The sequence below is a fragment of the Silanimonas sp. genome (assembly GCF_027530345.1).
Taxonomy (GTDB): domain Bacteria; phylum Pseudomonadota; class Gammaproteobacteria; order Xanthomonadales; family Xanthomonadaceae; genus Silanimonas.
On the sequence record NZ_JAPZQK010000004.1, the window covers coordinates 125379 to 150323 of the forward strand.

Below are 24945 nucleotides of genomic sequence, written 5' to 3' on the forward strand. Positions count from 1 at the left end.
TGCTAGCGCTCTTCGGCCGATCGTGCCCGGGCCCGGAGGTCGACGTTGGCTGGCTCAGGCGGCGTCGGAGGCCATGACGCGGTCGCGGCCCCCGTTCTTGGCGCGATAGAGCGCGCGGTCGCTGAGGTCGAGCAGCGCCTGCAGGTCGTGGCTCGCGTCATGCGTGCCACTCAGGCCGAAACTGGCGGTGACCGTGACGGCCCGTCCTCCTTCAACGACCGCTTCGGCAGAGGCGATGGCGCGGCGCAAGGCTTCGGCGTAGGTGGCGGCCTGCGCTTCGGTCGCGCCATCGAGCAGCACGGCGAACTCCTCGCCGCCGATGCGGCCGAAGATGCACGGCAATGGTGCCGGCACGGCGCGCACCGCCTCGCTGATGGTGCGCAGGACGGCATCGCCGGCCCGATGGCCGTGGCGGTCGTTGACGCCCTTGAACTGATCGAGGTCGAAAGCCACCAGCGCCAGCGGCCGTCCGTCCGCGCGTCCGCGCTCCAGCGCCGCGGCGGCGAGCTCGGCGAAGTGCTGCCGGGTGGCGAGGCCGGTCAGCGGATCGGTCTGCGCGAGTGCGCGGAACCGCTGGGCGTCGGCCCACAGGCGCCATCCCCAAAGCACGAGGCCGGCGACAGTGAGCAGCAGCAAAGCCGACAGGGCCGCGGCGTTGCGCGACTCGGCCTTGGCGAGCCGGGCCTCGAGGTCGAGCATTTGGTTCCGTTCCGTGGCGAGGGCGAGCTGCTGTTCGCGCTGGAGGCTCTCGTGCTGCACGGTTCGGAAGGCGCGTTCCTTGGTGAGGCCCTCCTCGGCCAAGGCGCGATTGGCGGCGATGTGGCGCTGGAGATGCCGCAGCGCACCGCTGGCATCGCCGCGCTGGCGATGGATGTCGAACAGCACCTTCTCGGCCATGGCGACCGGCAGGCTGGTGGGTGTGTCTTTCGACGTCTCGATGGCGCGCTGTGCCTCGCTCTCGGCCTGCGTCATGCGGCCGGCGGCGAGGAGCAGCTCCGCGGCCAGCGCGTGGGCCTCGGCCACGAGGCGTGGATAGCGAGTGGATTCGATCCCGTCACGTTGGGCCATCACCAGTGCCAGCGCCGCGTCGTTGCCTTCCGTGTCGCGCAGGAAGCGGGCGTGGGAGAGGGCCGAAAACCCCAGGAAAACGCCGTTCTCGTTGGCCGCGCGGCAGGCTTGGTCCGCACGCTCGAAATCACTCCCGGACAGCGTGCGGTCGGCCGTGGCCTGGCGCGCCCGGATGATGAAGTGTTGCGCGGTGCACGCGTTGCGGGGCGATGGCACGGCGTCGGCGAGGCGCTGGGCATGCCACGCCGACAACTCCGGCTTTCCCAGCTCGGCGTAGAAGATCGATGCCGTCGCCCAAAGTGTGTGAACCGCCTCGCGAAGCGGGCCTTCGGCCTTGGGGTGCGCCTTCAGCAAGCGGTCCAGGTCACGCAGTCCCGCTTCGAACTCGCGGGTGCCGGCACGCATATTGATGACGTAGGTCCCGGCCATCAGGCGCAGCGCTGGGTCTTCGGCCGTGGCCGCCAAAGGCTCGACACGAGCCATGGCCTCGACGAATCGGCCCTCCAAGCCCTCGCGATTGGCGGCAAGGAACTGCAGGAACTGGCGCTGCGCCAAGCGCGGCGGCGGCCCCGCTTCAAGTTCGCGGGTGCGCGCGACGAACGCCAGTGGGTCGACGGTCCTCAGCGCGTAGAGCCGCGCCATCTCCGCCTGGAGTGCGTTGTCGAGGGTATCCGCAGCGCGTTCGGCGGCCACGGCCACCGGGCCCTCGATGGCGAGGGCCACGCCCAGCAGGACCAACGCCCAGCGATTCATGGCTCAGGTCACCTCGAGGTGCGCGGGCTCGGGCTCCAGGGACCGGGCCGGCGGCACAACCAGCGTGCTGTGCATGTGCAGCGCGGCGTGGGCGAGTTGCGCGAGCGGCAGGGTGTCGATGCGCGACCGGCCGATGGGCAGGGTCGCTGCCTCGTAGATCGTCACCGGGTGGTCGGCGGGGTAATCCCGCAGCAGCCGATCCACCAAGCGCTGGCGCTGCTCGACCGTGCTCGCGCGCACCGCGTAGGTGCGGTCGCCGGCGAGCCCGATCTGCCACAGCACCAGCCAAGCGCTGGTGTCGATGATGCGTCGGTAGAACAGCAGCTGGCTGGCTTCGAAGTGCGCGCAGCCGACCTTGCCGGGGTCGAACCCGAGATCGGCGTAGAGGCAGTCCTCGGCCGAGATGCCGGGGTCCATCACGGCCTCGAAGCCTTCCGCGCGGGCCTGTGCGATCGCCGCGTGCGGCACCTGTGCGAACACGCCGGGATGCCCGTAGAACGCGCCCACGACGCGCTTGCCGGCGCGCACTTCGGCGAGCATGGCCTCGGCCATGTCGCGATAGGTCTGCTGGCGCGGTTTCCCTTCGGCGTAGAAGCCCTGCAGGCTGACCATCCGTGGGTTGATCGTTGCCACCCACTGCTCGACCAGCGCGTCGCTGGCGGCCACGAAAACGACCTCCGCGGCTTCCAGCCAACCTCGCGAGCGCGGGGTGAGGTGGGCGCCGAGCATCATGCCGAGGCCGACACAGGCGAGGTGGCCTCGGGGCGCGGCGGACGGAAGGTCGGAGGACATGGGGCTGGTGCGGTCTTGGATTCCCTGAGCCTAGCCCAGCGCGGGAGCCGTCGTGCGGGGTCGGCTCTCCCATCCCACCGGGAGCGGGGCGTCCGCGCGAGGGAGGCAAGGGGTGAAGCCGACCCGGCGCATCAGGGCCGCGGCGCCGGCATGCGCTTCGGCGTGGTGGCAAGTGAGGGCCGCCAGGCCCGCGACATCGAACGCCCAGGGCCGGACGGCCGTGATCGCGGCCGTCGCCGCCCCGCGCGCCTGCCACGCCGGCCACAGCAGCACGCCCAGCTCGGCCTCGCCATCGCGCCAGGCCTCGCCTCGAAGCGCGAGGCCCAGCAGCCCGGCCGAGCCCTGGGGATGTTCGATGATCCAATGCCGGAACCGCCCCCCGGCATCGCCCTGGTGGCGCAGGGAGGCCGCGGCTGCGCGCGCGGCGCGGTCCGGCGCAAACGGCTCACCCACCGCCCGCATCACCTCGACGTCGGTGAACAACGCGGCGTACAGCGCGAGGTCGCCCTCGGCGAACGGGCGGAGGCGGAAGGGCGGCGCGGCAAGGGTCGAGGCGGGAGGCGCGGGCGTCGGCATGCGGCCAGTGTGCCCGCCGCCTGGCGGGGCAAGGTAGGGCGCTGGAAGCCGCGCCCTCAGCCCCGCGGCAGGTCGAACACCAGCACCTCGGCGCCGTCGCCGGCTTCGATGTCGACGTTGGGTTCGCCCTCGAACTTCAGCGCATCGCCGGCGCGCAGCACGTGGCCGTTGACCTTGGCCGCTCCGCGCGCGAGGTGCACGTAGCCGAGACGGTCTGCAGCCAGCGGCAGCGTGGCGCTCTCGTCGCCGTCGAACAGCCCGGCATACATCCGCGCCTGCTGCTGGATGCGCACCGAGCCCTCCACGCCGTCGGGGCTGAGCACGAGGCGAAGGCGGCCGCGCTTTTCCTCGGCGGTGAACATCTTCTGCTCGTAGCCCGGGGCGATGCCGCCCTGGTCCGGAAGGATCCAGATCTGCAGGAAGTGCGTCTCCCCGCTCGGGTTGTGGTTGAACTCCGAGTGCAGCACGCCGGTGCCGGCGCTCATGCGCTGCACTTCGCCCGGCACGATGCTGGCGCGGTTGCCCATCGAATCCTCGTGCGCCAGTGCACCGTCGAGCACGTAGATGACGATCTCCATGTCGCGATGCCCGTGCTTGCCGAATCCGGTGCCGGCGGCGATGCGGTCCTCGTTGATGACGCGCAGCGGGCCGAACTGCACGTGCTTCGGATCGAAGTAGTCGGCGAACGAGAAGCTGTGGAAGCTGTGCAGCCAACCGTGGGAAGCGCGGCCGCGCTCGTGGCCGGGGCGGGGGGTGATCATGGTGCTTTCCTCGATGCGGAAGCCGGGTGGGCCGGCGATGGCGGGCATCCTCCGTCCGCGCGCACTCGAGCGCAGCCCCCGCACCGCAACGGATCGTCATGCCGGCGCGACAATCGCCCGCCGCTCACACGGACCTGTCGGACTGGCTCAGCCGCGCGGCGGGGCGAGCAGCTCGCGCGCATCGAGCGCGCCGTCGCGGTCCACGTCCTGCCGGGCGAACTGACGGCGCAGCCGCGCCTCGTTCTCGGCGCGCGCGATGGGCTTCGCGCCCGGCGGCAGCTCGTCGCTCTCGAGCACGCCATTGCCGTCGGCGTCGCGGGCTTGGAAGCCGACCGACAGGTAGGCGACGTACTCCGCCTCGTCGACGCCACCGCTGCCGTCGCGATCGAAGCGCTGCATCAGTTCGCGCGGGCCCGCGGCGTAGGTGGTCGGTGTGGCCGACGCCAGGCCCGACGTGGCCACCAAGGCGACGGCCAGCGGGAGGGAACGGTTCACGCCGCAGCCTCGTTGCCATCCACCGGCACCACCACGGCGGCGGCTACGCGGTTCCGCCCCGCGCCCTTGGCGCGGTACAGCGCTTGGTCGGCGTTCGCCAGCAGGTCGCGTAGGCGATAGCCAGCGGCGGTGGTCGAGACCACCCCGAAGCTCGCTGTAATGGCCAGCGCGGCGCGGCCGTCGTAGGCGGTGGCGCGGACGGCACCGATGGCGCTGCGGCAGCGTTCCGCGAATGCCAGGCCCTCATCGAGGCCCGCACCCGGCAGCAGCACGGCGAACTCCTCGCCACCGAGGCGGCCGAACTGGCGACCGGGCTCCTGCAGGCGGGCGAGCGCCGCTCCCACCGCGGCCAACAGGGCATCGCCCGACAGGTGGCCGTGCTGCGAGTTCACCTGCGAGAAGTGGTCAAGGTCGAAGAGCACCAGCGCCATCGGCTGGGCGCGCCGCTCGGCGGCAGCCAAGGCCGCGGCCGCCTGTTGGGAGAAATACTGGCGCGTCCACAGCGTGGTCAGCCGGTCGACCCGCAGGCGCTCGCGATGTCGGTGCCGCAGTCGACGCGAATGCCAGGTCCAGCCCAGCAGGGCGACGAAGGCGAGGCCCAGTGGCACCGCCAGCAGGGTGAAGAGCGTGGCCGTGCGTTCGCTGTGCTTCGCATCCAACACCAGCTGCGCGTTGCGTTGCTCGACCAGCGCCAGGGCCTGCTGGCGGGCGAGTGACTCCTGGCGACCGGCCTCGTAGGCGACGAGCAGATGCCGCACCTCGTCCTCGTAGGCGCGCTCCGCCGTGAGCACCGCCTGCAGTTCGCCCAGGGCCACCCGGTCATCGCCCCGGGCCAGCGCGATCTCGTAGCGGGTGCGTCGTGCCGAGAGCAGGGGCAGGCCGCTGGGCAGGCCTGCGCTGAGGGCCAGCACGGCGTCGGTCTGCGCCTGTGCCTCGTCGAGCCGCCCCACGGCCTGCAGGGCCTTCGCGAGCTCCGCGTGGGCTTCGGCAGTCAAGGGCACGTAGCCGATGGCCTGCAGGGCCGGCATCTGCGCCTGCAGATGGGCCACGGCGCGCCCGGCCTCGCCCCGCGCGGTCCACCAGCGCGCCCGGAGGACGTCCACGTAGCGCGCCGGAAGCACGGTGGTCGAACCGACGCAAAGCGCCGACACGGCGTTGAACTCCGCGTCGTCGATCTGGTGTGCGGCGCGCGACAGCCGGGCCACCAGCGCCTGCACGGTGGCGTTGCACCGTTCCACGGGAGCGGCGTCGCCGGCGAGTACCCGTTCCGCGTGCCGCAGGGCGATCTCGGAACGCGACAACTGGTTGTAGAACACCGCGGCGATGAGGTCGATGTGCCGGCGCAAGGCGCTGTCGGGCAGGGGCTCGACGGTGGCGAGCAGGACTTCGAGGCGCTTCTGTCCATCGAGGAACTCGCGGCTGGCGGCCTGCACGTTCACCGCGAGGGCCGCGGCTCGCAGGCGGGTGGCCTCGTCGGCGGCGTCGCGGGCCAATTGGTCGGCGCGTTGCAGTGCCTCGGGGAAGCGCGATTCCAGCGCCATCGCCTGCGCCACGAGCAGGCCCAGCTGGTCGCGTAGCAGCGGGTCGGTCGACGGTGGCCCGGCCTCGACGGCCCGCAGCTGCGCGAGGAAGGCGCCCGGGTTGCTCAGGCGCAGTGCCTGCAGGGCGTCCAGTTGCGCCGGGGTCGGGGCCGCCGCCAGCGCCGCCCCGATGCCGAGCGCGGCGAACAGGAGCGCCGCGGCCCGCCGGCCGGTCATGGTCATGGGCCGAGGCTGCCGAAGGCAGGCGCCGACATGCTGCGGTTGCGCCCCGCCGACTTCGCGGCGCGCAGCGCCGACTCGGCCGCCGCGATCCACTGCGTACTCGTGAGCATGCCGGCGTCGATCTGCGCGTAGCCGATGCTCACCGTCGGATGGGCGCCGCTGGCGTCATTGAGCAGGCGCTCGGCGAGCGCATGGCGCAGGCGTTCGGCGAGCTCGCCCACGCCGCTGCCGCTGGCATCCGTCAACACGAGGCCGAAACGATCGCCGCCGAGGCGGCCGCAGGTGTCGGTGTCGCGCAGGGTCTTGCGGAGCACCGCGGCAATGGCCTGCAGGGCGGCGTCGCCGGCGGCGCGGCCGTGCACGTCGTTGAGCAGTCGGAAACGGTCGACGTCCACCACCATGAAGCTGGCGCGATGGCCGCTGCGACGGAAGCGGCGGAACTCGTGCTCGGTCGCTTCCTGCAGCGCCCGCGGGTTGGCCACGCCGGTGAGCGGATCGGTGCGGACCAGCGAGGCCAGCGCCCGGCGATGGCCGCCGAGCTGCTGCGAAAGGCGCCATGCCGAGAACGCGATGGCGGAGGGGTAGACCAGCAAGGCCGGCGCCGATGCGGCAATGGCCGCCCAGGAGCTTTCGGGCGCGAAGGCGAACTCGCCCAGCGCCGCCACGGCGGCGGCGGAAGCGAGGAAGACGAGTCCGCAGCGCAAGGCGAGCCGCGGCCCACCGAAGGCGAACTTGTCCATCAGGATGATGGAGGCGAGCATCAGCGACGGCACGGCGTTGAACTGCATCAGCGCGACCCACAGGCCGGCCATCAGCGAGTCGATGAGCAGGTTGCGGCGTTCCATGGCCAGCGGTTGCGGATGGTTGAGCGCCATCCGGCGCGCCACCCAGGGCCAGACGAGCACGTTCGCGGCGGCGAGGGCCCACATGATCGCCGGTGCCTGAAGCTCGTACAGGACCACCGCGACCGGAAGGAGGACCAGCCAAAGCCCGAGCAGGCGCATGTGCGCCGCGTTCTGGACGATCCGTCGCTGGGCGTCGTCGGGGCTGGTGTCCATCGGGCTTCCCGGGGTGAGGGCGGAGCGTAAGGCCGCCCCGGAGGTACCGCAATGCGAGGCGGGCCGCCGGGCCTACACTGCGACCCTCTTTCACACGTCCGCCGCCGATGCCTGAACTGCCCGAAGTCGAGACCACGCGGCGCGGCCTTGCGCCGCATTTGGAAGGTCGTCGCGTCACCGGCGTCACCTTGCGCCGGCCCGACCTCCGCTGGCCGATCCCCGCCGCAGTGCGAGAGCGCCTTCCCGGCCAGCGCATCGAGGCCGTCGAACGCCGGGCCAAGTACCTCCTGACGCATACCGCGGCCGGCAGCGCGCTGTGGCATCTCGGCATGAGCGGGGTGATGCGGGTCCTGCCGGCGTCGGCGCCGCTCGGGCCGCACGACCATGTCGATCTCGGCCTCGACGATGGCCGCGTGCTCCGCTTCACCGACCCGCGCCGCTTCGGCTGCCTGCTCTGGCAAGCGCCCGGCGAAGTGCACGAGCTGCTCGCCAGCCTCGGCCCCGAACCGCTGTCCGATGCCTTCAGTGGCGACACGCTGTTCGTGGCGTCGCGCGGCAAGAAAGCCTCCGTGAAGACCTTCGTGATGGACCAGGCCGTCGTGGTTGGTGTCGGCAACATCTACGCCGCGGAAGCCCTGTTCGAGGCCGGCATCCGGCCCACGACCCCGGCCGGCCGCGTCACGCGGGAGCGCTACGACCGCCTCGCCGCCGCCGTGAAGCGCATCCTCGGCTACGCCATCGAGCGCGGCGGCACGACCCTGCGCGATTTCCTCAACCCGGACGGACTGCCGGGCTATTTCGAGCAGGAACTGTTCGTCTACGGCCGCGAGGGCGAGGCCTGCAAGGTCTGCGGCACGGCACTGAAGGGCCTGCGCCTCGGGCAGCGCGCCACCGTGTGGTGCCCGCGCTGCCAGCGTTGACGGGCTGATCGCGCCGGCAGCTACTTCGGCGCGTCGAACAGCGCCGCCATGGCAGCGAGGTGCGCGCGGCCGCGCTGCTTCTTCGATTCGGCTTCCGCTTCCGGATCGGCACCGTCGCGCTGGAGGTCCGATGGCGGCAGCTCGTCGAGGAAACGGCTGGGCTGCAGCTTGATCGTGTCGCCCCAGCGCTTCGTTTCCAGCGAGTGTGAGAGCACGAGGTGCTCCTTGGCGCGGGTGATGCCGACGTAGAGCAGGCGGCGCTCCTCGTCGATGCGGCCCTCTTCCATGCTGGCCTCGTGCGGCAGGGTGCCGTCCTCGAGGCCGACGAGGAACACGGCGCGGAACTCGAGGCCCTTGCTGCCGTGCAGGCTCATCAGCCGCACCGCGTTTCCGGGCTCGCCGCGGTCGGCGTGGCTGAGCAGCATCATCTGCGCAGCGAGGTCGCCGACGCTGCTCTTCGGGCCGTCGAACCAGTCGGCCAACTCGTCGAGGTTCGCTTTGCGCCGCTCGAAGCCGGCCTTGTCCTTGCTCATCGCGCGGAAGGCCTCGAGCATGCCGCTGCGCTCCGCCAGGGCAAGCACGAGGTCCTTGGCCGGCATGCGCTCCGAATCATCGCGAAGGCGATCGACGATCCCGGTGAATTCGCCGAGCGCGGCGGCGATGCGCGGCTGCAGCTGCTTCAAGATCGACATCTGCCGCGCCGCGCCGTCCAGCGACAGGTGATGCGCTTGAGCCAGCTCCGCGAGCTTGGCCAGCGAGGTGCCGCCGATGCCGCGCGCGGGTGACGAGACGGAGCGAAGGAAGGCCGCGTCGTCGTCGGCATTGGCCACGAGGCGCAGCCAGGCCAGGGCGTCCTTCACTTCCGCACGTTCGAGGAAGGCGGTGCCGCCCGTGAGGTGGTAGGGGATGCGCAGCAGCTGCAGCGATTTCTCCAGCGCGCGGCTCTGGTGGTTGCCGCGGAACAGCACCGCGAATTCGCCGAACGGGATCTCCTTGGCCTTGTTCAGGTAGTCGATCTCGGCGGCGACGCGGTCGGCTTCGTGCTCGTTGTTCTCGCAGCGCCAGACCTTGATCTTGTCGCCTTCGCGCTGGTCGCTCCACAGCGTCTTCAGGTGCTCGTGCGGGTTGTTGGCGATCAGGGTGTTCGCCAGCCGCAGGATGCGCGCACCGCAGCGGTAGTTCTGCTCGAGCTTGATGATCTTCAGCGCGGGGTAATCGCTGCCGAGCAGGTTCAGGTTCTCCGGCTGCGCGCCGCGCCAGGCGTAGATGCTCTGGTCGTCGTCGCCCACGCAGGTGAAGCTGCCCTTCGGGCCGGCGAGCTGCTTCAGCAGTCGGTACTGCGCGCCGTTGGTGTCCTGGCACTCGTCGACCAGCAGGTAGCGCAGGCGCTCGCGCCATCCGGCGGCGAAGTCGGGGTCGGCCTCCAGCATCGTCACGGGCAGGCGGATCAGGTCGTCGAAATCCACCGCGTTGAAGGCGGCGAGGCGCTGCTGGTACTTCGCGTAGAGGTTCGCCGCTTCGCGCTCGACGGCGGATTTGGCGAGTTCCATCGCCTGCTCGGGGCTCAGTGCCTCGTTCTTGGCGCGCGAGACGAGGCCGCGCAGCCGCTCCAGCACGTCGTTCTTGGTGCCCGGCGGCATCAGGTCCTTGACGATGCCCATCTGGTCGTCGCTGTCGAACACCGAGAAGCCGCGCTTGAGGCCGGCGCGGCCGGCTTCCTGCTGCAGGAAGCGCAGCCCCAGGGCATGGAAGGTGCTGATCGTCAGGCCTTCCGCCGCGTCGCCGCGCACCCGCTTCGCCACGCGCTCCTTCATCTCCTTCGCCGACTTGTTGGTGAAGGTGATGGCCGCGATGTGCCGGGCCTCGCGCTGGCCGCTCGCGATGAGGTGGGCGATCTTCTCGGTGATCACGCGGGTCTTGCCGGAGCCGGCGCCGGCGAGCACGAGCAGCGGGCCCTGCGTGTACAGCACGGCTTCGCGCTGCGGGGCGTTGAGGGACATGGGGGTCTTGCGACGGAACGACGGGCTGCATTGTCGCAGGCGGCATGACCATGGTCACGGCGTGACTTCCGGGGGGCGCCGGGGGTGCCCGTTTTCGGCACACTACGTAGAACCCCCTGTTTGACTTGCCGAAGGAAGGCCCCCAATGCCCCTGAACCTCACGCGCCCGCTTGCCGCCAGCCTGCTGGCGCTCTCCCTGTCCCTCGCCCTCCCGGCGGCCGCCCAGTCCGGCGACCAGGGGCCGGTCAACGAGCCCGGCGCGGAGGTCATGGCGGCGGGCTTCATGAATGCCCATCCGGACTTGATGTACCGCAGCCGCGGCGTCGAGCGTTTCCGTGACGGCGACTATGAAGAGGCCTTCGTGCGCTTCACGCGTGCTGCTCGCTTCGCCGACAAGCCTTCACAGGGCATGTTGGGCGAGATGTATTGGACCGGGCAGGGCGTGGCGCAGGATCGCGCGATGGCTTACGCGTGGATGGACCTGGCCGCCGAGCGCATGTGGCGCCCCTTCGTCATCAAGCGCGAGATGTACTGGAACGAGCTCAGCGCCGACGAGCGCGAGCGCGCGCTCGAAGAGGGCCAGAAGCTTTACGCCGAGTACGGCGACGCGGTGGCGAAGCCGCGCAAAGAGCAGGTTATGTCGCGCGAGCGCAAGAACGTCGTCGGCAGTCGCACCGGTGCCGTGTCCGGAGCGGTGAGCATCCAGATCCCCGGCCCGGGCGGTACGGAGACGATTTCGGCCAAGGACTACTACGACGACCGCTATTGGGAAGCGGACACCTACTGGGCGTGGCAGGAGCGCGTCTGGAAGGAGGCGCGTCCGGCGATGGTTGACGTCGGGCCCCTCACCACCACGGCCAATCCGACGCCGCCGCGCGACGACGACACGGACGGTTCGCCGCGCTGAACCCCGGCGGCCGCAGGCCTTGCGCCCGGTAGAATGGGCGCATGGCCAAGCTCTACTTCTACTACTCGGCGATGAACGCCGGGAAGACCACGACGCTGCTGCAAAGCGCGCACAACTACCACGAGCGCGGGATGCGCACGCTCATCCTCACGCCGCGCCTGGACACCCGCGCCGGCGAGGGCGTGGTGGCCTCGCGCATTGGCTTGCAGGCGAAGGGCACCGTGTTCACCCGCGACGACGACCTCGAGCGCCTCGCGCGCGACGACGTCGCGGCGCGCGGCCCATTGGGCTGCGTGCTGGTCGACGAGGCGCAGTTCCTGTCGAAAGCGCAGGTCTGGCAGCTCACCGAGATCGTCGATGCGCTGAACGTTCCGGTGCTGGCGTACGGCCTGCGCACCGACTTCCGCGGCGAGCTCTTCGAGGGCAGCCAGTACCTGCTGGCCTGGGCCGACAACCTCGTCGAGATCAAGACCATCTGCCATACCGGTCGCAAGGCGACGATGGTGGTCCGCGTCGATGAGCACGGCCACGCCGTCACCGACGGCCCGCAGGTGGAGATCGGCGGCAACGACCGCTACGTCTCCGTGTCGCGCGGCGAGTTCAAGAAGATCATGGCCGGCGAAGGCCACATCGACCCGATGCAGGCGCCGTTGCCGCTCGGCTGAACCGCCGGCACGCCCGCCACGAAGTCGCCACGACACCGCCGCTAGACTCCCAGCCCTCCCCTTGGTCCGACCCCGCAAGCGCCCCGCCATGACCCGCCTTCGCTCCGCCGCCCTCGTCCTCGCCCTGTCCGCGGCCCTTGCCGGTTGCCAGACCGTCGCCGAGGCGCCCGCGGCCACGCCGATGCCCAAGCCGCAGGCGTCCGAGCCGGCGGTGCCCGCGCACGACAACCTGAATGCCACGGCCTGGGTGCAGTCCTCGGTCGAGGCGCGCATGGCGCACCGCCAGGCCTGGCGCAGCGCCGAGCGCCTGCTCGACGCCGCCCTCGCCGATGCCTCGTGGGACGCCCTGGCACCGAACGACCGCGTGGCGCCGGTCGCCGGCCTGCCGCCGGCGATCATCGTCGACGTCGACGAGACCGTCCTCGACAACAGCCCCTACCAGGTGCGACTGATCCGCGAGGACGGCCGCTTCGACGACGCCACCTGGAACACCTGGGTCGACGAGGCCCGCGCCACCGCCGTCGCCGGGGCGCCGGAGTTCGCACAGGCAGCGGCCAAGCGCGGCATCACGATGATCTACCTGACCAACCGCGAGCACGCGAAGTCGGCCGTGACGCGCCGGAACCTTGAAGCCGTGGGCTTCCCACCGGCGGCGGAATCGCAGTTCCTGGGTCTCGGCGTCGAGACGCCGGGCTGCGTGCCCAAGGGCAGCGACAAGGGCTGCCGCCGCCAGTTCGTGGCGCAGCGCTACCGCGTGCTGATGCAGTTCGGCGACCAGCTCGGTGATTTCGTCTCGGTCTCCGACAACGCCCTCGAGGCCCGCGCCACGCAGCTTCAGGGCTTCGACGCCTGGGTGGGGCAGCGTTGGTTCATGCTGGCCAACCCGAGCTACGGCAGCTGGGAGTCGGCCCTGTACGGCAATGATCGCAGCCTGTCGCCCGACGCCCAGCGCGCCGCGAAGCGCGCGGCGCTGCGGGACTGAGGCGCGGGCCCGGCCGCCGAACCAAGGCTTAAGGGGCGATCTGCTACCCTCCGCCGTCCTTCGAGCTGCGCTGGATTCTTCCCTTGCTGACGCTTTGGACCCGCCCGTTGTCGACCCGCATCGGCCGCCTCGGCCTGCTGCTGGCCCTGCTGGCGCTGGCCGCCTGCCAGCGTGAGGCCGAGCCCGTGCCGGGCGCGCCCGATGAGCCCGTGGCCGCCGTGGAGGCGCTCGCCGAGGCCCTTCGCGAAGGCGACCTGAAGCGCTACGCCGAACTCAGCCTGCCGCCGGCGATGCACGCCCAGCAGAAGGCGCTGTGGCGCCAGCAGGTGGCGGCGAAGAATCCGGTCGACGCCGAGCAGGCGCAGCGCTATGCCGAGCTGATGGCCCAACTCACCGCGCCCGATGCCGAGGCCGCGCTCTGGGCCAAGGCCGAGCCGAAACTCGTCGCGCTCGAACAGGAGCTCGGCCCGAAGTGGACGCTCGGGGTCACCATGCTGTCGGGCTTCGCCACCACCGCCATCAGCGCCAGCGAGACGATGAGCGAGGCCGAGAAGGGCCACGCCACCGGCGTCGTCACCGCGCTGGCCGAATGGGCCGGCGACCAGGCCCAGTTCACCGACCGCGAGCGCGCGAAGCAGGCCTTGGGCGTCGCCGTGCGCACCGCCCGCGAGCTCGAGCTGCCGGACGTCGCGGCCATCGAGGCGCTGGAGTACGACCCGATGCTCGAGAAGGCAGGCGTCGCCTTCCGTTCGTTCAAGGAAGTGATGGCGGCCTACGGCATCGATGCCGACGCGGCCTTGTCGCAGGTGCAGGCCGAGGTGATCGCCATCGACGGCCCGAGCGCCGTGGTGCGCGTGCGCTACCCGCTGCTCGGCAAGGAAGTCAGCTTCGAGCAACCGATGCGCCAGATCGACGGTGGCTGGTACCGCGAGGACGCCATCGAAGCGCTGGAACGCTCGGTGGCTGAACTGGGCGCCGCGCCGGCCACTGGGACGGCCGATTCAGCGGCTGCGCCGGCGAACTGACGCGCGAACGGCGACCCGATGGCTACTGATTCGCCCGTGACCGGCTACGTGCGTCCGCCCTGGTGGGCCCGCCTGCTGGAGTGGCTGCTGAACCCGTGGATCGAGATCACCCGCGATCCCGACGTTCCGCCGATCACGCTCGATCGCCCGGTCTGCTACGTGCTCGAGCACTACGGCATCAGCAACATGCTGATCCTCGACCGCGCCTGCCGCGAAGCCGGCCTGCCGTCGCCGTTGGCCCCGCTGCCGGGCGACCCGCTGGGCCGCGGGCGCGCCTACGTGGCGCTGTCGCGGCGTCGCAACGGCAGCATCGGCCGCCCGGCGAACAAGACGCACTCCGACGCGCTCGCGCGCCTGCTGATGGCGCATCGCCTGAACCCGAAGCAGGACGTGCAGCTGGTGCCGGTGTCGATCCTGGTGGGCCGCGCCCCGGATCGGCAGAGCGGCTGGTTCTCGGTGCTGTTCTCCGAGAACTGGGCCCTCGTTGGTCGCTTCCGGAGGCTGTTGGCGATCCTGCTCAACGGCCGCGGCACCGTGGTGCGTTTCTCCCCTGGCTTCCCGGTGCGCGATATCCTCACCGAGGAGCTTCCGCACGAGCGCGCCGTTCGCAAGACCGCGCGCGTGCTGCGCGGTCACTTCCGCCGCGTCCGCGAGGCCATCATCGGGCCGGATCTTTCCACGCGCCGCCTGCTGGTCGACCGCGTGGTCGACGCCGAGCCGGTGCGCAAGGCGATCGCCGACACCGCGCGCCGCGAGAACACCACGCCGGCCGAGGCTTGGAAGAAGGCCTACAAGTACGCGTGGGAGATCGCCGCCGACTACTCGCACCCCGTGGTGCGCTCGCTGAGCTTCGGCCTCACCGCGTTCTGGAACCGCATCTACGACGGCGTGCAGATGCACCACCTCGATAGCCTCAAGGCCGTGGCGCCCGGGCGCGAGGTGATCTACGTGCCGAGCCACCGCAGCCACATGGACTACCTCTTGCTGAGCTACCTGCTCTACAAGAACGGCATCGTCCCACCGCACATCGTGGCCGGCATCAACCTCAACATGCCGGTGATCGGCCCGATCCTCCGCCGTGGCGGCGCGTTCTTCATCCGCCGCAGCATCAAGGGCAATGCCCTGTATGCCGCCGTGCTCGGTGAGTACGTGGCGCAGCTCGTGGGCGAAGGCTTCTCGATCGAGTACTTCATCGAGGGTGGCCGCTCGCGCACCGGGCGCCTGCTGCAGCCCAAGGGCGGCATGATCGCGATGACCCTGCGCGCCTTCTTGCGCGCGCCGCGTCGGCCGGTGGTCTTCCAGCCGATCTACATCGGCTACGAGAAGCTGATCGAAGGCGACAGCTACCTCGACGAGCTCACCGGCCGGCCGAAGCAGAAGGAGAGCATCGGCGCCCTCGTGGTGGCGGCGATGGGCACGCTGCGACGCCGCTACGGCCAGGTGGCGGTGAGCTTCGGCGAGCCCATCCATCTCAGCGAGGTCCTCGCCGAGCGCGCCGAAGGCTGGTCCGGCGAGGCGCTGGGCCCCGATGCCAAGCCCGATTGGTTCGGCGACGTCGTCGACGAGCTGGCGCAGCGCATCCACGTCAACATCAACCGCGCCGCCGACGTGAACCCCATCAACCTGCTCGCCGTGGCCCTGCTGGCCACGCCGAAGCACGCGATGGACGAGGCCGACCTGCTGGCCCAGCTCGCGCTGTCGAAGAAGCTGCTGGCCGCGCTGCCCTACAGCGACCGCGTCACCGTCACGCCGATGTCGCCCGAGCAGATCGTGGCTTACGGCGAGACGATGGGCGTGATCCGCCGCGTGAAGCACCCGCTCGGCGACGTGTTCTCGATGGAAGGCGACACCGCCGTCCTGCAGAGCTACTTCCGCAACAACGTGCTGCACCTGTTCGCCGCACCGGCGTGGATCGCGCTGTGCTTCCAGAACAACCGCCGCATCAGCCGCGCCGGCGTGCTGCGCCTCGGCAAGACGATCTACCCGTTCATCAAGGCCGAGCTGTTCCTGCCCTGGAACGATGCCGAGTTCGCCGAGCGCCTCGACGCCACGATCAACCTGTTCGTGGCCGAGGGCCTGCTCTCGGTGGCCAGCGAGGACGACGGCGGCTTCCTGACGCGCGGCCCGGGCCAGACCGACGAGGTCTTCCGCCTGCGTGCCATCGCGCATTCGCTGCAGCAGGCCTTCGAGCGCTACTTCATCGCCATCGCCACCCTCGTGCGCCGTGGCCCGCGCAGCATCAGCGCCAGCGAGCTCGAGAGCTTCTGCCAGCTGGCGGCGCAGCGGCTGTCGCTGCTGTACGCGCCGGCCGCGCCGGAGTTCTTCGACAAGACGCTGTTCCGCGGCTTCATCGCCAAACTGCGCGAGCTCAACCTCGTCTGGCTGTGCCCGAACGGCAAGCTCGACTTCGACGAGGCCCTGATGGCCTGGGACAAGGACGCCAAGATCGTGCTGGGCCGCGAACTGCGGCAGACCATCACGCACATCACCGGCGAGACCGGCGGTGGTGGTGGGCGCACGACCGGCGAGCGGCCGGCGTTCAAGGGCTGAGGGCGGCGCGCCTCAGGCGTCGAGGTCGGGGATCAGCTGGTTCTCGATCCAGGCGATCTGGTCCTTCACGGCCAGCTTCCGCTTCTTCATGCGCTTGAGCCGCAGCTCGTCGCAGTCCGGGCTGGCCGCCAGCGCCGAGATGGCGGCGTCGAGGTCGCGGTGCTCGCTCTTGAGCTCCACGAGGCGGTGCGCGAGTTGGCCGAGGTCGTAGGGGTGCATGCCGCTCCCGAGCCTACACCCGGCCGTCGGGCTCCGGGCAGGGGGGGGGGGCCCGGGGGCGCTAGAATGGCGCCCCACGTCGCGACACCCCGCTGCCCCATGGCCCTCGCCGAGACGCGCCCCGCCCCCGCCGCGGCCGACGCGCACGAATTCAGCAAACTGCAGAAGCGCCTGCGCCACCAGGTGGGCCAGGCCATCGCCGACTTCGGGATGATCGAGGACGGCGACCGCGTCATGGTCTGCCTCTCCGGTGGCAAGGACAGCTACACGATGCTCGACGTCCTGCGCCAACTGCAGGCCAAGGCCCCGGTGCGCTTCGAACTGGTGGCGGTAAACCTCGACCAGAAGCAGCCGGGCTTTCCCGAGCACGTGCTGCCCGAGTATCTGGACAGCATCGAGCAGCCCTTCCACATCCTCGAGCAGGACACGTACTCGGTGGTGAAGCGCGTCGTGCCCGAGGGCAAGACGATGTGCTCGCTGTGCTCGCGCCTGCGTCGCGGCGCGCTCTACACCTACGCCGAGCAGAACGGCTTCACCAAGATCGCGCTGGGCCACCATCGCGACGACCTGCTGGCCACCTTCTTCCTCAACCTGTTCTTCCACGCGAAGCTGAGCGGCATGCCGCCCAAGCTGCAGAGCGATGACGGCAAGCACACGGTGATCCGCCCGCTGGCCTACGTGAAGGAAGCCGACATCGCGGCGTATGCGGAGGCGAAGTCCTTCCCGATCATCCCCTGCACGCTGTGCGGCTCGCAGGAGAACCTGCAGCGCAAGGTCGTGAAGCGCATGCTTGAGCAATGGGAGAAGGACTCGCCCGGCCGCCTCGAGACGATCAGCCGCGCGCTCGGCGACGTGCGCCCCTCGCAGCTTTCCGACCGGACCCTGTTCGACTTCATGGCGCTGGGCCGCCGCGGCGATGCACCGCTGCCCGACCCGGAGGCCTGGATGGCCCATTCGCCTGCCGCCGCCGATGACGAGCTGACGCCCGCCGCGCCCAAGCCTGATGCCCTGGCCGCGCTGCGCGCCAAGGCCTTCGACCCGATCTGGAACCCGTGAGCAACCCGTCGTTGCGTTCGCCCGGCGCGCTGGCCTGGGGCGCGGTGCTCCTCGCCGTGCTGGCGTGGTCGGCCATCGGCCCGAAGGACCGGCTCACCTGGTGGCTGGAGGTGGCGCCGGCATTGGGCTTCTTCGTCGTGCTGGCCGCCACCCGCGTCCGCTTCCCGTTGACGCCGCTGCTGTATGTCCTCGTGCTGCTGCATTCGATCATCCTGATCGTCGGCGGCCACTACACCTATGCCGAAGTGCCGCTCGGCGACTGGGTGCGCGATTGGATGGATGGCACCCGCAACAACTACGACAAGCTCGGCCACTTCGCCCAAGGCTTCGTGCCGGCGATGATCGCCCGCGAGCTGTTTCTGCGCCTCGACGTGGTGAACGGCGCCGGCTGGCGGGGGTTCCTCATCGTTTCGTTCTGCCTCGGTTTCTCGGCCTTCTACGAACTCATCGAATGGTGGGTGGCGCTGCTTTCGGACGAGGCCGCCGAGGCCTTCCTTGGCACCCAGGGTTACGCCTGGGATACGCAAAGCGACATGGCTTGGGCCGGTTTCGGCGCCATCCTCGCGCTCGCGACGCTCGGCCGCTGGCACGACCGCCAGCTCGCCGCGCTTCCCCGCTGAATCTCCTTCTCCAGGATCCGCATGTTCTTCCGCAACCTCACGTTCTTCCGCTTCCCGTCCTCGCTCAACGCCGCACTGGAAACCCTCGAAGACCGCCTCGTCGAGCACCCGCTGAAGCCGGTCGGCCCGCTCGAGCTCGGCAGCCGCGGCTTCGTGCCGCCGATGGGCGGCGAGGGCACGGCGATGACGCACCGCCTCGGTGACTTCACCTGGGTGAGCCTCGGCCGCGAAGACCGCCTGCTGCCCGGCGCGGTGGTGAACGACGCGCTGGCGAAGAAGCTCGCCGAGATCGAAGCGAAGGAAGGCCGCAAGCTGGGCGGCAAGGCGCGGAAGCAACTCAAGGACGACCTCATCCACGAGATGCTGCCCAAGGCCTTCATCAAGGGCTCTCGCACCTCGGCCTCGATCGACCTCAAGCACGGCATCGTCGCCGTCGACGCGTCGTCGAAGAAGTCGGCCGAGAACGTCGTTTCCGAACTGCGCCACGCGATGGGCAGCTTCCCGGCGGTGCCGGTGAATCCCGAAGTGTCGGTGCGCGCGGTGATGACCGGCTGGCTCACCGGCGAGCCGCTGCCCGAGGGCCTCACGCTCGGCGACGAGTGCGAACTCAAGGACCCCGTCGATGGCGGTGCGGTGGTGAAGGCGCAGCGCCAGGAGCTCACCGCCGACGAGATCACCAAGCACCTCGAGACCGGCAAGCAGGTGACCAAGCTCGCCCTCGTGCTCGACGACCACGTGAGCTTCGTGCTCGGCGAAGATCTCATCGTCCGCAAGCTGAAGTTCCTCGACGGCGCCGTCGACCAGCTCGAGAACACCGAGCGCGACTCGCTGGCCGCCGAGCTCGACGCGCGCTACGCGCTGTTCAGTGCGGAGCTGCACACGCTGTTCGGCGTGCTGGAGAAGGCGCTGAAGCTCAGCCGCGTGGACTGAACCGCAGCGCCCTATCGATCCGAAATTCCCCGCCATGACGGCGGGTCACCGGCCGCCGCCCTCGCGTCGGCCATTCCACCAAGGAGCGTCACGATGAACCGCACCACCCTCTCGGCCTTGCTGGGCCTCGCCCTCGCTGCCCCCGCCGCACACGCCGCCGAGTCCCCCCTGTCCTACACCTACGTTGAGGTGCACTACAACAACCTCAACATCGACGTCGTCGATGACCTCGACCTCAGCGGCAATGGCGGCGGCATCAACGCCAGCCTCGCGTTCGGCGAAAGCGACTTCTACGGCTTTGCCGGCTACGAAACCGCCAGCGGCGAGTTTGCTGACGTGGACTTCGACCTTGGCCGCCTGACTGGCGGCGTCGGATACGCGCTGCCGATCGACGAGCGCTTCCATGTCCTCGGTGAAGTCGCCTATGTTGACTACCGCGGCGAAGCCTCGCGCGACGGGGAGAGCGAGGACGCCAATGTCGATGGCTACCGGGTCAGCATCGGCCTGCGCGGTCTGATGGCCGACAACCTCGAAGGCATCGCGAAGATCGGCTACACCGTGGTCGAGGACTCGGGCTACACCCTGTTCGACGGCGCGGTGGGCGAGATGGGCGTGCGCTGGCACATCGATCGCGCATGGTCGGCCGGCCTGTCGACCGAGCTCGGGGATGGCATCAACAGCTTCAAGCTCGGCCTGCGCCTGCAGTGGTAAACGACCAAGGGAATCCCTCGCCCGCGTGCTGAGCGTTTCCGCTGGCTGCCGCGACGCCCCGCTTCGGCGGGGCGTCGCTTTTTCCGCAGCGGCTCGCGGGCCATCCGCCGCTCAAGCGCGCGCTAGACTCCGGCTACTCCTCGCCCATCCGGCGGATGCCCACCATGACCTCTCTCGACGTGCTGCACGAGAACGCCCGCCGCATCGAGGCCTTCTACGCCGCCTTCGCGGCACTCGACACCGAGGGCATGGCCGCGCTCTATGCCCCCGACGTCCGCTTCGAGGATCCGGTGTTCGCCCTAGCCGGCCGTGATGCGGTCATGGCGATGTGGTCGATGCTCTGCGAGGCGGTGGAGGCGAAGGGCCGCGACGTCTGGTCCCTCGAGGCCAGTGCCATCCGCGCCGATGCCCACGAAGGCAGCGCGCACTGGGAAGCGCACTATCGCTTCAGTGCGACCGGCCGCCTCGTGCACAACCGCATCGATGCCACCTTCGTCTTTCGCGACGGCCTCGTGGTGCGCCATATCGACCAGTTCGACGTCTGGCGCTGGAGCCGGCAGGCGCTCGGCACGCCGGGGCTGTTGCTGGGTTGGAGTGGCGTCCTGCGCCGCAAGATCCGCGAACAGGCGGGCGCGCGCCTCGCTGCGTGGCGGCCCCGTTCGCGATGACGGCCGCGCTGCGCTCGCTCTTCGGCCTCGCTCCCGCGCCCGACGTCTCGCGCGAAAGCCTTCGCGTCGATTTCCTGCTGCCGGACGGATCGTCGGTGCCGCTGCATCGCGTGCGTGATCGTCGCGCGCGCCGCCTGCGCCTGACCGTCAGCGAGCGCGGCGTACGCCTTTCGGTGCCGTGGCGCGTCTCCGAGCGCGTGGCCCATGCCTTCGTGCACGACCATGCCGGTTGGATCACGGCGCAGTGGCAGCGCTTCCGCGATACGCGCGTGGCCGTCGCCTGGCAGTTCGGTGCCGTCGACGCCCTGCCGCTGGGCGGCGAATCACTGCCGGTGGAATGGATGGAAGCGCGCAGCGCGCGGATCGAACGCGTCGATGGCCCCAGCACGACGTGGCCGCAGGGAGGGGCGCGTCTCCAGTTCCACGCCTCGCGCGCGGCATCGGCCGCCACCTTGCGTCGCGCCTTGCTGGAGTTCTACGGCGCGGAGGCGCGTGCGGCGATCCACCGCTGGCTGCCGGCTTACCTTCCCGGACTGCCGCGCCCGCCGCGCGAGTTCCGCGTGCGCGCGCTGTCGTCGCTGTGGGGCAGCTTGGCGCCGGACGGCACCGTCTCGCTTGATCTTTCGCTCGTGCTCGGGCCGCCCGCGGCTTTCGAGTACGTGCTGGTTCACGAGCTCTGCCACCTGATCCATGCCAACCACTCCGCGGCGTTCTGGCGCGAAGTGGAGGCGCGCAGCCCGGGCTGGCGCGAAGAGCGCACCTTCCTTCGCAGCGATGGTGGCCTCGGACTGAAGGCGCAACTCCGTGCCTTGACCAAGGCTTGAGCGGCGGCTGAACCGTCCCCATGGATGGGGCTGACACGAGGCATCACCACGCCTCACTCTGTTTCCGCCCCCTCCATCCCCCGAAGGCCTCCATGTCCCGCGCCCCGCTGCTCTCGCTGACCGCGCTTCGCGTCCTCGCCGTCACCGCCATTTCCTTCTCGCTGCTCGCTGCTTGCGGCAAGGCCCAGGACGCCGCCGAGGAGACTGCCGCCGAGGCGGTGGCGGAAGCGGCCATCGAATCGATGACCGATGCCGAAATCGACATCGAAGACGGTGGGCAGACTGTCTCCGGCGTGGACGAGCAGGGCCGTGCCTTTTCCGCCTCGCAGGGCGATGCCGCGACGATCCCGGCGGACTTCCCGTCCGACGTGCTGGTGCCCGAAGGCCTCGTGCTCGACACCTCGATGGTGGTCGGCGCGAACACCTTCGTCGGTGGGACGATGCCCGGGGATGTCGCCGAGCTGACCACCCGCATCGATACGCACATGAAGGCCGCGGGCTGGACCTCGCTGATGGCGATGAGCGAGCCCGGCTCGAGCACCCTGCTTTGGCAGCGCGACGATCGCAGCGTGAACTACATGATCGAAACCAAGCCGGACGGCCAGCTCGGCGTCGTGATCAGCCACGCCGTCGAGGAAAAGGCCCCCGAGGCCGAGACCGCGCCCTAAGCGCGCAGGAAATCCCGCAGCAGCGCGCCGATTTCCGGCGCGCGTTCCATGTGCAGGTGGTGCCCGCCTTCGAGCACGTGGAGGCTCGCGTCGCGGAGGCAGGCGACGCGCTCGGCGCGCAGGGACGGCGGAAAGTAGGGCGGCGACGGCTCCGCCGCCACCAGCAGCGTCGGTGCCTCGATGGCCTGCAGGATCGCCCGGATCGCCGCTTCCGGCAGGCGCGTCGACGAGGGCAGGCGCAGCCGCGGGTCGGAACGCCACGACCAGCCGCCCGGCACCGCCTGCAGGTTGCGTTCGACGATCAGTCGCGCATCCGCCTCGCGCATCGGCGTCGCCTGCAGGCGCGCGGCGAGCGCGGTGTCGATGTCCTTGATGACGCGCGGCGCGCCGCGACCGCCTCGCGCAGGCGCGTGCCGGCGCTTTCGGCCGGGCCGCCCAGCGGCCCGAGGCCTTCGACCAGCGCCAGCTTCGCCACGCGTTCGGGCGCCGCGGCGGCCAGCGTGCTGGCCAGCGTGGCGCCCATCGAATGCCCGAGCAGGTGCACGCGCGCCCAGCCCAGCGCGTCGAGCGCGTCGAGCACGTCGTGCAGCCAGTCGACGTAGACGTAGTCGTAGCCCGCGGCGCGGTGCGCGGACGCGCCGTGCCCCGGCAGGTCGAGCGCGACGACATCGAAATCTTCCAGCGAAGCCGCCAGCGGCACGAAGCTCGCGGCGTTGTCGAGCCAGCCGTGCAGGGCCAGCAGCTTGGTGCCGTCGGGATCGCCGAAGCGCAGGGCGGCGAGTTCACCGCGACCGCCCGGCAGGCGGATCTCACGCATCGGACCAGCCCGAGAGATGGCGGCGAAGCAGCGCGGCCAGCGCGTCGACGTGCGCGGCATCGTCGTTCAAGGCCGGCACGTAGCGCAGCGCCGTGCCCCCCGCCTCGACGTAAGCGTGGGCGTTCTCGACCGCGATTTCCTCCAGCGTCTCGAGGCAGTCCACCGCGAAGCCCGGGCAGACCACGTCGACGGTACCGGCCTTCTCGCGGCCCCACTGCTCCAGCGTCTTGTCGGTGTAGGGCTGCAGCCAGGGCTCGCGGCCGAAGCGCGACTGGAAAGTGAGCGCCCATTCGTTCTCGCCGAGGCCCAGCGCCGCGGCGATGGCTTCGGCGCTGGCCCGGCACTGCGCGGCGTAGGGGTCGCCACCGGCGACGAAGCGCTGCGGGATGCCGTGGAAGCTCATCAGCAGGCGGTCGCCGCGGCCCTTCGCGGCCCAGTGCGCGCGGATGCTGTCGGCGACGGCGCCCACCCAGCCGGCATCGCGGTGGTAGTCCTGGACCAGGCGCAGTTCGGGCTGGCGGCGCCAGCGCATCACCTCGCGCATCACCGCATCGTGCGAGCTCGCCGAGGTGCTGGCGGCGTACTGCGGGTACAGCGGCAGGACGACGAAGCGGCGGCAGCCGTCGGCCTCCATCGCGCGCATCACGTCCGGAACGGACGGATTGCCGTAGCGCATGGCCAGGCGCACGTCGACGCCGGGCAGCGCACGCGCCACGCCGTTGGCGAGGCGTTGCGACAGGGCCAGCAGCGGCGAGCCCTCCGGCGTCCAGATGCTGGCGTAGTTCTTCGCCACCTTCGGCGAGCGCAGCGGCAGGATGATGAAGTGCAGCACCGGGCACCAGAGCCAGCGGGTGAGGTCGACGACCCGGTGGTCGTGGAGGAATTCCGCCAGGTAGCGCCGGACGGCGGCTGGCGTCGGCGCGTCGGGCGTGCCGAGGTTGACCAGCAGGACGCCGGTGCGGCCCGCGTCCTCGTTCGGCGTGGCGGGCGGCGCGGGGCGGAAAGCCGTGTGCATGCGGGTTCGGCGTCGGAGGCGGGGGGCCATTATGATCGGCGCGCGCGTCACGGCCGGGTTCATGCCCCGCTCAAGCGCGGTTTTCCACACTCGATCGTCCCCAATTCCCAAGGAGCGCCCCATGCGCCTGGTGCTGACCGCCCTGCTGGCCCTGATGCTGCCCTTCGCCGCGAACGCGCAGGAAAGGGAGATCCAACGCGCCGACAACGCCGTGCGCGTGCTCTCCGAGATCCTTGCCATCCCCGAGGAATCCATCCCCGAGCGCCTGCTGCGTGAAGCCGAGGCCATCGCCGTGATGCCGGACGTGGTCAAGGCCGGCCTGATCTTCGGCGGCCGCGGCGGCAAGGGGCTGATGGCCGTGCGTGGCAGCGACGGCACCTGGTCGAACCCCACCTTCATCACCTTGGGTGGCGGCAGCTTCGGCTTCCAGGCCGGCGTGCAGTCGGCCGACGTGGTGCTGGTGTTCCGCAACCGCCGCGGCGTCGACAACATCGTCAACGGCAAGTTCACCCTCGGCGCCGACGCCTCGGTGGCCGCCGGCCCGGTGGGCCGCAGCGCGCAGGCCAGCACCGACGGCCAGCTCAAGGCCGAGATCTACAGCTATTCCCGCGCCCGCGGCCTGTTCGCCGGCATCGCGCTCGATGGCGCGGTGATCGCCATCGACAACCGCGCCAACCGCCGCGTCTACGGCCGCGACGTCACCGCGCGCATGATCCTCGAGAACCGCGTGCGCCCGCAGGTGAACGCCGTCGTCGGTTTCCGCGACAAGCTCGAGGAAGCCAGCGCGCAGGCCGCGCGCTGAAATCCGCCGGCGGCCTTCGGGCCGTCAAGCGGACGGGCTATCCTTGGCCCCTGACTTCGGAGCACGTCCATGCTGGGATTCCGCGAACTCGTCATCATCCTCCTGATCGTGCTGGTGATTTTCGGCACGAAGCGGCTGATCAGCGCCGGCGGTGACCTCGGTAAGGCCATCCAGAGCTTCAAGAAGGGCATGCGCGACGCGCAGGACGAGCCCGCCAAGCTCGACCCCCCGGCACCGCAGCCGGGCGTCGACGCCAGCACCGAGCGGAAGGAAAACGACCGTCCCGGCGCCTGAGCGCCG

The 24945-nt window shown here is 70.5% G+C and carries 27 protein-coding genes; 15 read left to right on the forward strand and 12 right to left on the reverse strand.

Annotation, left to right across the window (positions count from 1 at the left end; translation table 11 throughout):
- Positions 1 to 54: 54 nt before the first annotated feature.
- The 7 genes from O9255_RS02590 to O9255_RS02620 all read right to left on the reverse strand — a co-directional run bounded on the left by O9255_RS02590 (position 55) and on the right by O9255_RS02620 (position 7266).
- Positions 55 to 1821 carry a GGDEF domain-containing protein gene (locus O9255_RS02590; protein WP_297865269.1) on the reverse strand — a complete coding sequence of 589 codons (1767 nt, stop codon included), beginning with the start codon at positions 1819 to 1821 and terminating at the stop codon, positions 55 to 57.
- 3 nt (positions 1822 to 1824) lie between these two features.
- A complete protein-coding gene (locus tag O9255_RS02595) occupies positions 1825 to 2613 on the reverse strand; it encodes an SAM-dependent methyltransferase (RefSeq protein ID WP_297865270.1) in 789 nt (262 codons plus the stop codon).
- Between the two features lie 30 nt (positions 2614 to 2643).
- Positions 2644 to 3189, reverse strand: coding sequence for a GNAT family N-acetyltransferase (locus O9255_RS02600; protein ID WP_297865271.1), 546 nt, complete (start codon positions 3187 to 3189; stop codon positions 2644 to 2646).
- 56 nt (positions 3190 to 3245) lie between these two features.
- Positions 3246 to 3950, reverse strand: a complete 705-nt coding sequence (locus O9255_RS02605) for a pirin family protein (RefSeq protein WP_297865272.1) — start codon at positions 3948 to 3950, stop codon at positions 3246 to 3248.
- A 147-nt stretch (positions 3951 to 4097) separates the two neighbouring features.
- Positions 4098 to 4445, reverse strand: a complete 348-nt coding sequence (locus O9255_RS02610; protein ID WP_297865273.1) for a hypothetical protein — start codon at positions 4443 to 4445, stop codon at positions 4098 to 4100.
- A complete protein-coding gene (locus tag O9255_RS02615; protein WP_297865274.1) occupies positions 4442 to 6208 on the reverse strand; it encodes a GGDEF domain-containing protein in 1767 nt (588 codons plus the stop codon). Before O9255_RS02615 ends, O9255_RS02610 begins: the two co-directional genes overlap by 4 nt.
- The gene (locus O9255_RS02620) at positions 6205 to 7266 is read right to left on the reverse strand and encodes a sensor domain-containing diguanylate cyclase (protein ID WP_297865275.1); all 1062 of its coding nucleotides are present in this window, start codon (positions 7264 to 7266) and stop codon (positions 6205 to 6207) included. Before O9255_RS02620 ends, O9255_RS02615 begins: the two co-directional genes overlap by 4 nt.
- 107 nt (positions 7267 to 7373) lie before the next feature.
- On the opposite strand from O9255_RS02620, the gene mutM reads away from it, so the two are divergent.
- Positions 7374 to 8186 carry a bifunctional DNA-formamidopyrimidine glycosylase/DNA-(apurinic or apyrimidinic site) lyase gene (mutM, locus tag O9255_RS02625; protein ID WP_297865276.1) on the forward strand — a complete coding sequence of 271 codons (813 nt, stop codon included), beginning with the start codon at positions 7374 to 7376 and terminating at the stop codon, positions 8184 to 8186.
- 20 nt (positions 8187 to 8206) lie between these two features.
- Here the strand turns inward: mutM and O9255_RS02630 are convergent, their stop codons facing one another.
- A complete protein-coding gene (locus tag O9255_RS02630; RefSeq protein ID WP_297865277.1) occupies positions 8207 to 10186 on the reverse strand; it encodes a UvrD-helicase domain-containing protein in 1980 nt (659 codons plus the stop codon).
- A 145-nt stretch (positions 10187 to 10331) separates the two neighbouring features.
- On the opposite strand from O9255_RS02630, the gene O9255_RS02635 reads away from it, so the two are divergent.
- From O9255_RS02635 to plsB, 5 genes are all read left to right on the forward strand, one after another.
- Complete coding sequence (locus O9255_RS02635; RefSeq protein WP_297865278.1) at positions 10332 to 11093, forward strand: sel1 repeat family protein; 762 nt, start codon at positions 10332 to 10334, stop codon at positions 11091 to 11093.
- 41 nt (positions 11094 to 11134) lie between these two features.
- Positions 11135 to 11758: a thymidine kinase gene (locus tag O9255_RS02640; protein WP_297865279.1), complete on the forward strand. Its 624-nt coding sequence runs from the start codon at positions 11135 to 11137 to the stop codon at positions 11756 to 11758.
- 88 nt (positions 11759 to 11846) lie between these two features.
- Entirely contained in the window at positions 11847 to 12740 is an 894-nt protein-coding gene (locus O9255_RS02645) for an HAD family acid phosphatase (RefSeq protein WP_297865280.1), read from the forward strand.
- Between the two features lie 83 nt (positions 12741 to 12823).
- Complete coding sequence (locus tag O9255_RS02650) at positions 12824 to 13765, forward strand: hypothetical protein (protein WP_297865281.1); 942 nt, start codon at positions 12824 to 12826, stop codon at positions 13763 to 13765.
- An 18-nt stretch (positions 13766 to 13783) separates the two neighbouring features.
- Entirely contained in the window at positions 13784 to 16315 is a 2532-nt protein-coding gene (gene plsB / locus O9255_RS02655) for a glycerol-3-phosphate 1-O-acyltransferase PlsB (protein ID WP_345781353.1), read from the forward strand.
- A gap of 12 nt (positions 16316 to 16327) precedes the next feature.
- Here plsB and O9255_RS02660 read toward each other — a convergent pair whose 3' ends face one another.
- The gene (locus O9255_RS02660; protein WP_297865282.1) at positions 16328 to 16534 is read right to left on the reverse strand and encodes a DUF465 domain-containing protein; all 207 of its coding nucleotides are present in this window, start codon (positions 16532 to 16534) and stop codon (positions 16328 to 16330) included.
- Positions 16535 to 16633: 99 nt separating this feature from the next.
- Here O9255_RS02660 and ttcA point away from each other — a divergent pair, with 99 nt between their 5' ends.
- The 7 genes from ttcA (at position 16634) to O9255_RS02695 (ending at position 22011) form a co-directional block, all read left to right on the forward strand.
- Positions 16634 to 17590: a tRNA 2-thiocytidine(32) synthetase TtcA gene (ttcA, locus tag O9255_RS02665; protein WP_297865283.1), complete on the forward strand. Its 957-nt coding sequence runs from the start codon at positions 16634 to 16636 to the stop codon at positions 17588 to 17590.
- A complete protein-coding gene (locus O9255_RS02670) occupies positions 17587 to 18210 on the forward strand; it encodes a DUF2238 domain-containing protein (protein WP_297865284.1) in 624 nt (207 codons plus the stop codon). Before ttcA ends, O9255_RS02670 begins: the two co-directional genes overlap by 4 nt.
- 21 nt (positions 18211 to 18231) lie before the next feature.
- A complete protein-coding gene (locus O9255_RS02675) occupies positions 18232 to 19140 on the forward strand; it encodes a recombination-associated protein RdgC (protein WP_297865285.1) in 909 nt (302 codons plus the stop codon).
- Positions 19141 to 19233: 93 nt separating this feature from the next.
- On the forward strand, positions 19234 to 19851 hold the full coding sequence (locus O9255_RS02680; RefSeq protein WP_297865286.1) for an outer membrane beta-barrel protein: 618 nt from the start codon (positions 19234 to 19236) through the stop codon (positions 19849 to 19851).
- 164 nt (positions 19852 to 20015) lie between these two features.
- The gene (locus O9255_RS02685) at positions 20016 to 20519 is read left to right on the forward strand and encodes a nuclear transport factor 2 family protein (protein ID WP_297865287.1); all 504 of its coding nucleotides are present in this window, start codon (positions 20016 to 20018) and stop codon (positions 20517 to 20519) included.
- The gene (locus O9255_RS02690; RefSeq protein ID WP_297865334.1) at positions 20516 to 21343 is read left to right on the forward strand and encodes a SprT family zinc-dependent metalloprotease; all 828 of its coding nucleotides are present in this window, start codon (positions 20516 to 20518) and stop codon (positions 21341 to 21343) included. The genes O9255_RS02685 and O9255_RS02690 overlap by 4 nt, the downstream gene beginning before the upstream one ends.
- Positions 21344 to 21435: 92 nt before the next feature.
- Entirely contained in the window at positions 21436 to 22011 is a 576-nt protein-coding gene (locus tag O9255_RS02695; protein WP_297865288.1) for a hypothetical protein, read from the forward strand.
- On the opposite strand, the gene O9255_RS15250 is transcribed toward O9255_RS02695, so the two are convergent.
- The 3 genes from O9255_RS15250 to hemH are packed head-to-tail and all read right to left on the reverse strand — an operon-like array spanning position 22008 to position 23843.
- The gene (locus O9255_RS15250; RefSeq protein WP_345781354.1) at positions 22008 to 22337 is read right to left on the reverse strand and encodes an alpha/beta hydrolase; all 330 of its coding nucleotides are present in this window, start codon (positions 22335 to 22337) and stop codon (positions 22008 to 22010) included. The two genes, O9255_RS02695 and O9255_RS15250, sit on opposite strands and share 4 nt — an antisense overlap.
- Positions 22313 to 22828, reverse strand: coding sequence for an alpha/beta fold hydrolase (locus O9255_RS15255; RefSeq protein ID WP_345781355.1), 516 nt, complete (start codon positions 22826 to 22828; stop codon positions 22313 to 22315). Before O9255_RS15255 ends, O9255_RS15250 begins: the two co-directional genes overlap by 25 nt.
- Positions 22821 to 23843 carry a ferrochelatase gene (gene hemH, locus O9255_RS02705; RefSeq protein WP_297865289.1) on the reverse strand — a complete coding sequence of 341 codons (1023 nt, stop codon included), beginning with the start codon at positions 23841 to 23843 and terminating at the stop codon, positions 22821 to 22823. Before hemH ends, O9255_RS15255 begins: the two co-directional genes overlap by 8 nt.
- Positions 23844 to 23964: 121 nt before the next feature.
- On the opposite strand from hemH, the gene O9255_RS02710 reads away from it, so the two are divergent.
- Positions 23965 to 24645, forward strand: a complete 681-nt coding sequence (locus tag O9255_RS02710) for a lipid-binding SYLF domain-containing protein (RefSeq protein WP_345781356.1) — start codon at positions 23965 to 23967, stop codon at positions 24643 to 24645.
- A 69-nt stretch (positions 24646 to 24714) separates the two neighbouring features.
- Complete coding sequence (gene tatA / locus O9255_RS02715) at positions 24715 to 24939, forward strand: twin-arginine translocase TatA/TatE family subunit (RefSeq protein WP_297865290.1); 225 nt, start codon at positions 24715 to 24717, stop codon at positions 24937 to 24939.
- Positions 24940 to 24945: the final 6 nt, after the last annotated feature.

Excerpts from the sequence above, each read along its gene's own strand:
- O9255_RS02590 (WP_297865269.1), bottom strand. The coding sequence starts at position 1,821 with ATGAATCGCTGGGCGTTGGTCCTGCTGGGCGTGGCCCTCGCCATCGAG.
- O9255_RS02595 (WP_297865270.1), bottom strand. The coding sequence starts at position 2,613 with ATGTCCTCCGACCTTCCGTCCGCCGCGCCCCGAGGCCACCTCGCCTGT.
- O9255_RS02600 (WP_297865271.1), bottom strand. The coding sequence starts at position 3,189 with ATGCCGACGCCCGCGCCTCCCGCCTCGACCCTTGCCGCGCCGCCCTTC.
- O9255_RS02605 (WP_297865272.1), bottom strand. The coding sequence starts at position 3,950 with ATGATCACCCCCCGCCCCGGCCACGAGCGCGGCCGCGCTTCCCACGGT.
- O9255_RS02615 (WP_297865274.1), bottom strand. The coding sequence starts at position 6,208 with ATGACCATGACCGGCCGGCGGGCCGCGGCGCTCCTGTTCGCCGCGCTC.
- O9255_RS02620 (WP_297865275.1), bottom strand. The coding sequence starts at position 7,266 with ATGGACACCAGCCCCGACGACGCCCAGCGACGGATCGTCCAGAACGCG.
- mutM (WP_297865276.1), top strand. The coding sequence starts at position 7,374 with ATGCCTGAACTGCCCGAAGTCGAGACCACGCGGCGCGGCCTTGCGCCG.
- O9255_RS02630 (WP_297865277.1), bottom strand. The coding sequence starts at position 10,186 with ATGTCCCTCAACGCCCCGCAGCGCGAAGCCGTGCTGTACACGCAGGGC.
- O9255_RS02635 (WP_297865278.1), top strand. The coding sequence starts at position 10,332 with ATGCCCCTGAACCTCACGCGCCCGCTTGCCGCCAGCCTGCTGGCGCTC.
- O9255_RS02640 (WP_297865279.1), top strand. The coding sequence starts at position 11,135 with ATGGCCAAGCTCTACTTCTACTACTCGGCGATGAACGCCGGGAAGACC.
- O9255_RS02645 (WP_297865280.1), top strand. The coding sequence starts at position 11,847 with ATGACCCGCCTTCGCTCCGCCGCCCTCGTCCTCGCCCTGTCCGCGGCC.
- plsB (WP_345781353.1), top strand. The coding sequence starts at position 13,784 with ATGGCTACTGATTCGCCCGTGACCGGCTACGTGCGTCCGCCCTGGTGG.
- O9255_RS02660 (WP_297865282.1), bottom strand. The coding sequence starts at position 16,534 with ATGCACCCCTACGACCTCGGCCAACTCGCGCACCGCCTCGTGGAGCTC.
- ttcA (WP_297865283.1), top strand. The coding sequence starts at position 16,634 with ATGGCCCTCGCCGAGACGCGCCCCGCCCCCGCCGCGGCCGACGCGCAC.
- O9255_RS02675 (WP_297865285.1), top strand. The coding sequence starts at position 18,232 with ATGTTCTTCCGCAACCTCACGTTCTTCCGCTTCCCGTCCTCGCTCAAC.
- O9255_RS02680 (WP_297865286.1), top strand. The coding sequence starts at position 19,234 with ATGAACCGCACCACCCTCTCGGCCTTGCTGGGCCTCGCCCTCGCTGCC.
- O9255_RS02685 (WP_297865287.1), top strand. The coding sequence starts at position 20,016 with ATGACCTCTCTCGACGTGCTGCACGAGAACGCCCGCCGCATCGAGGCC.
- O9255_RS02690 (WP_297865334.1), top strand. The coding sequence starts at position 20,516 with ATGACGGCCGCGCTGCGCTCGCTCTTCGGCCTCGCTCCCGCGCCCGAC.
- O9255_RS02695 (WP_297865288.1), top strand. The coding sequence starts at position 21,436 with ATGTCCCGCGCCCCGCTGCTCTCGCTGACCGCGCTTCGCGTCCTCGCC.
- O9255_RS15250 (WP_345781354.1), bottom strand. The coding sequence starts at position 22,337 with ATGCGCGAGGCGGATGCGCGACTGATCGTCGAACGCAACCTGCAGGCG.
- O9255_RS15255 (WP_345781355.1), bottom strand. The coding sequence starts at position 22,828 with ATGCGTGAGATCCGCCTGCCGGGCGGTCGCGGTGAACTCGCCGCCCTG.
- hemH (WP_297865289.1), bottom strand. The coding sequence starts at position 23,843 with ATGCACACGGCTTTCCGCCCCGCGCCGCCCGCCACGCCGAACGAGGAC.
- O9255_RS02710 (WP_345781356.1), top strand. The coding sequence starts at position 23,965 with ATGCGCCTGGTGCTGACCGCCCTGCTGGCCCTGATGCTGCCCTTCGCC.
- tatA (WP_297865290.1), top strand. The coding sequence starts at position 24,715 with ATGCTGGGATTCCGCGAACTCGTCATCATCCTCCTGATCGTGCTGGTG.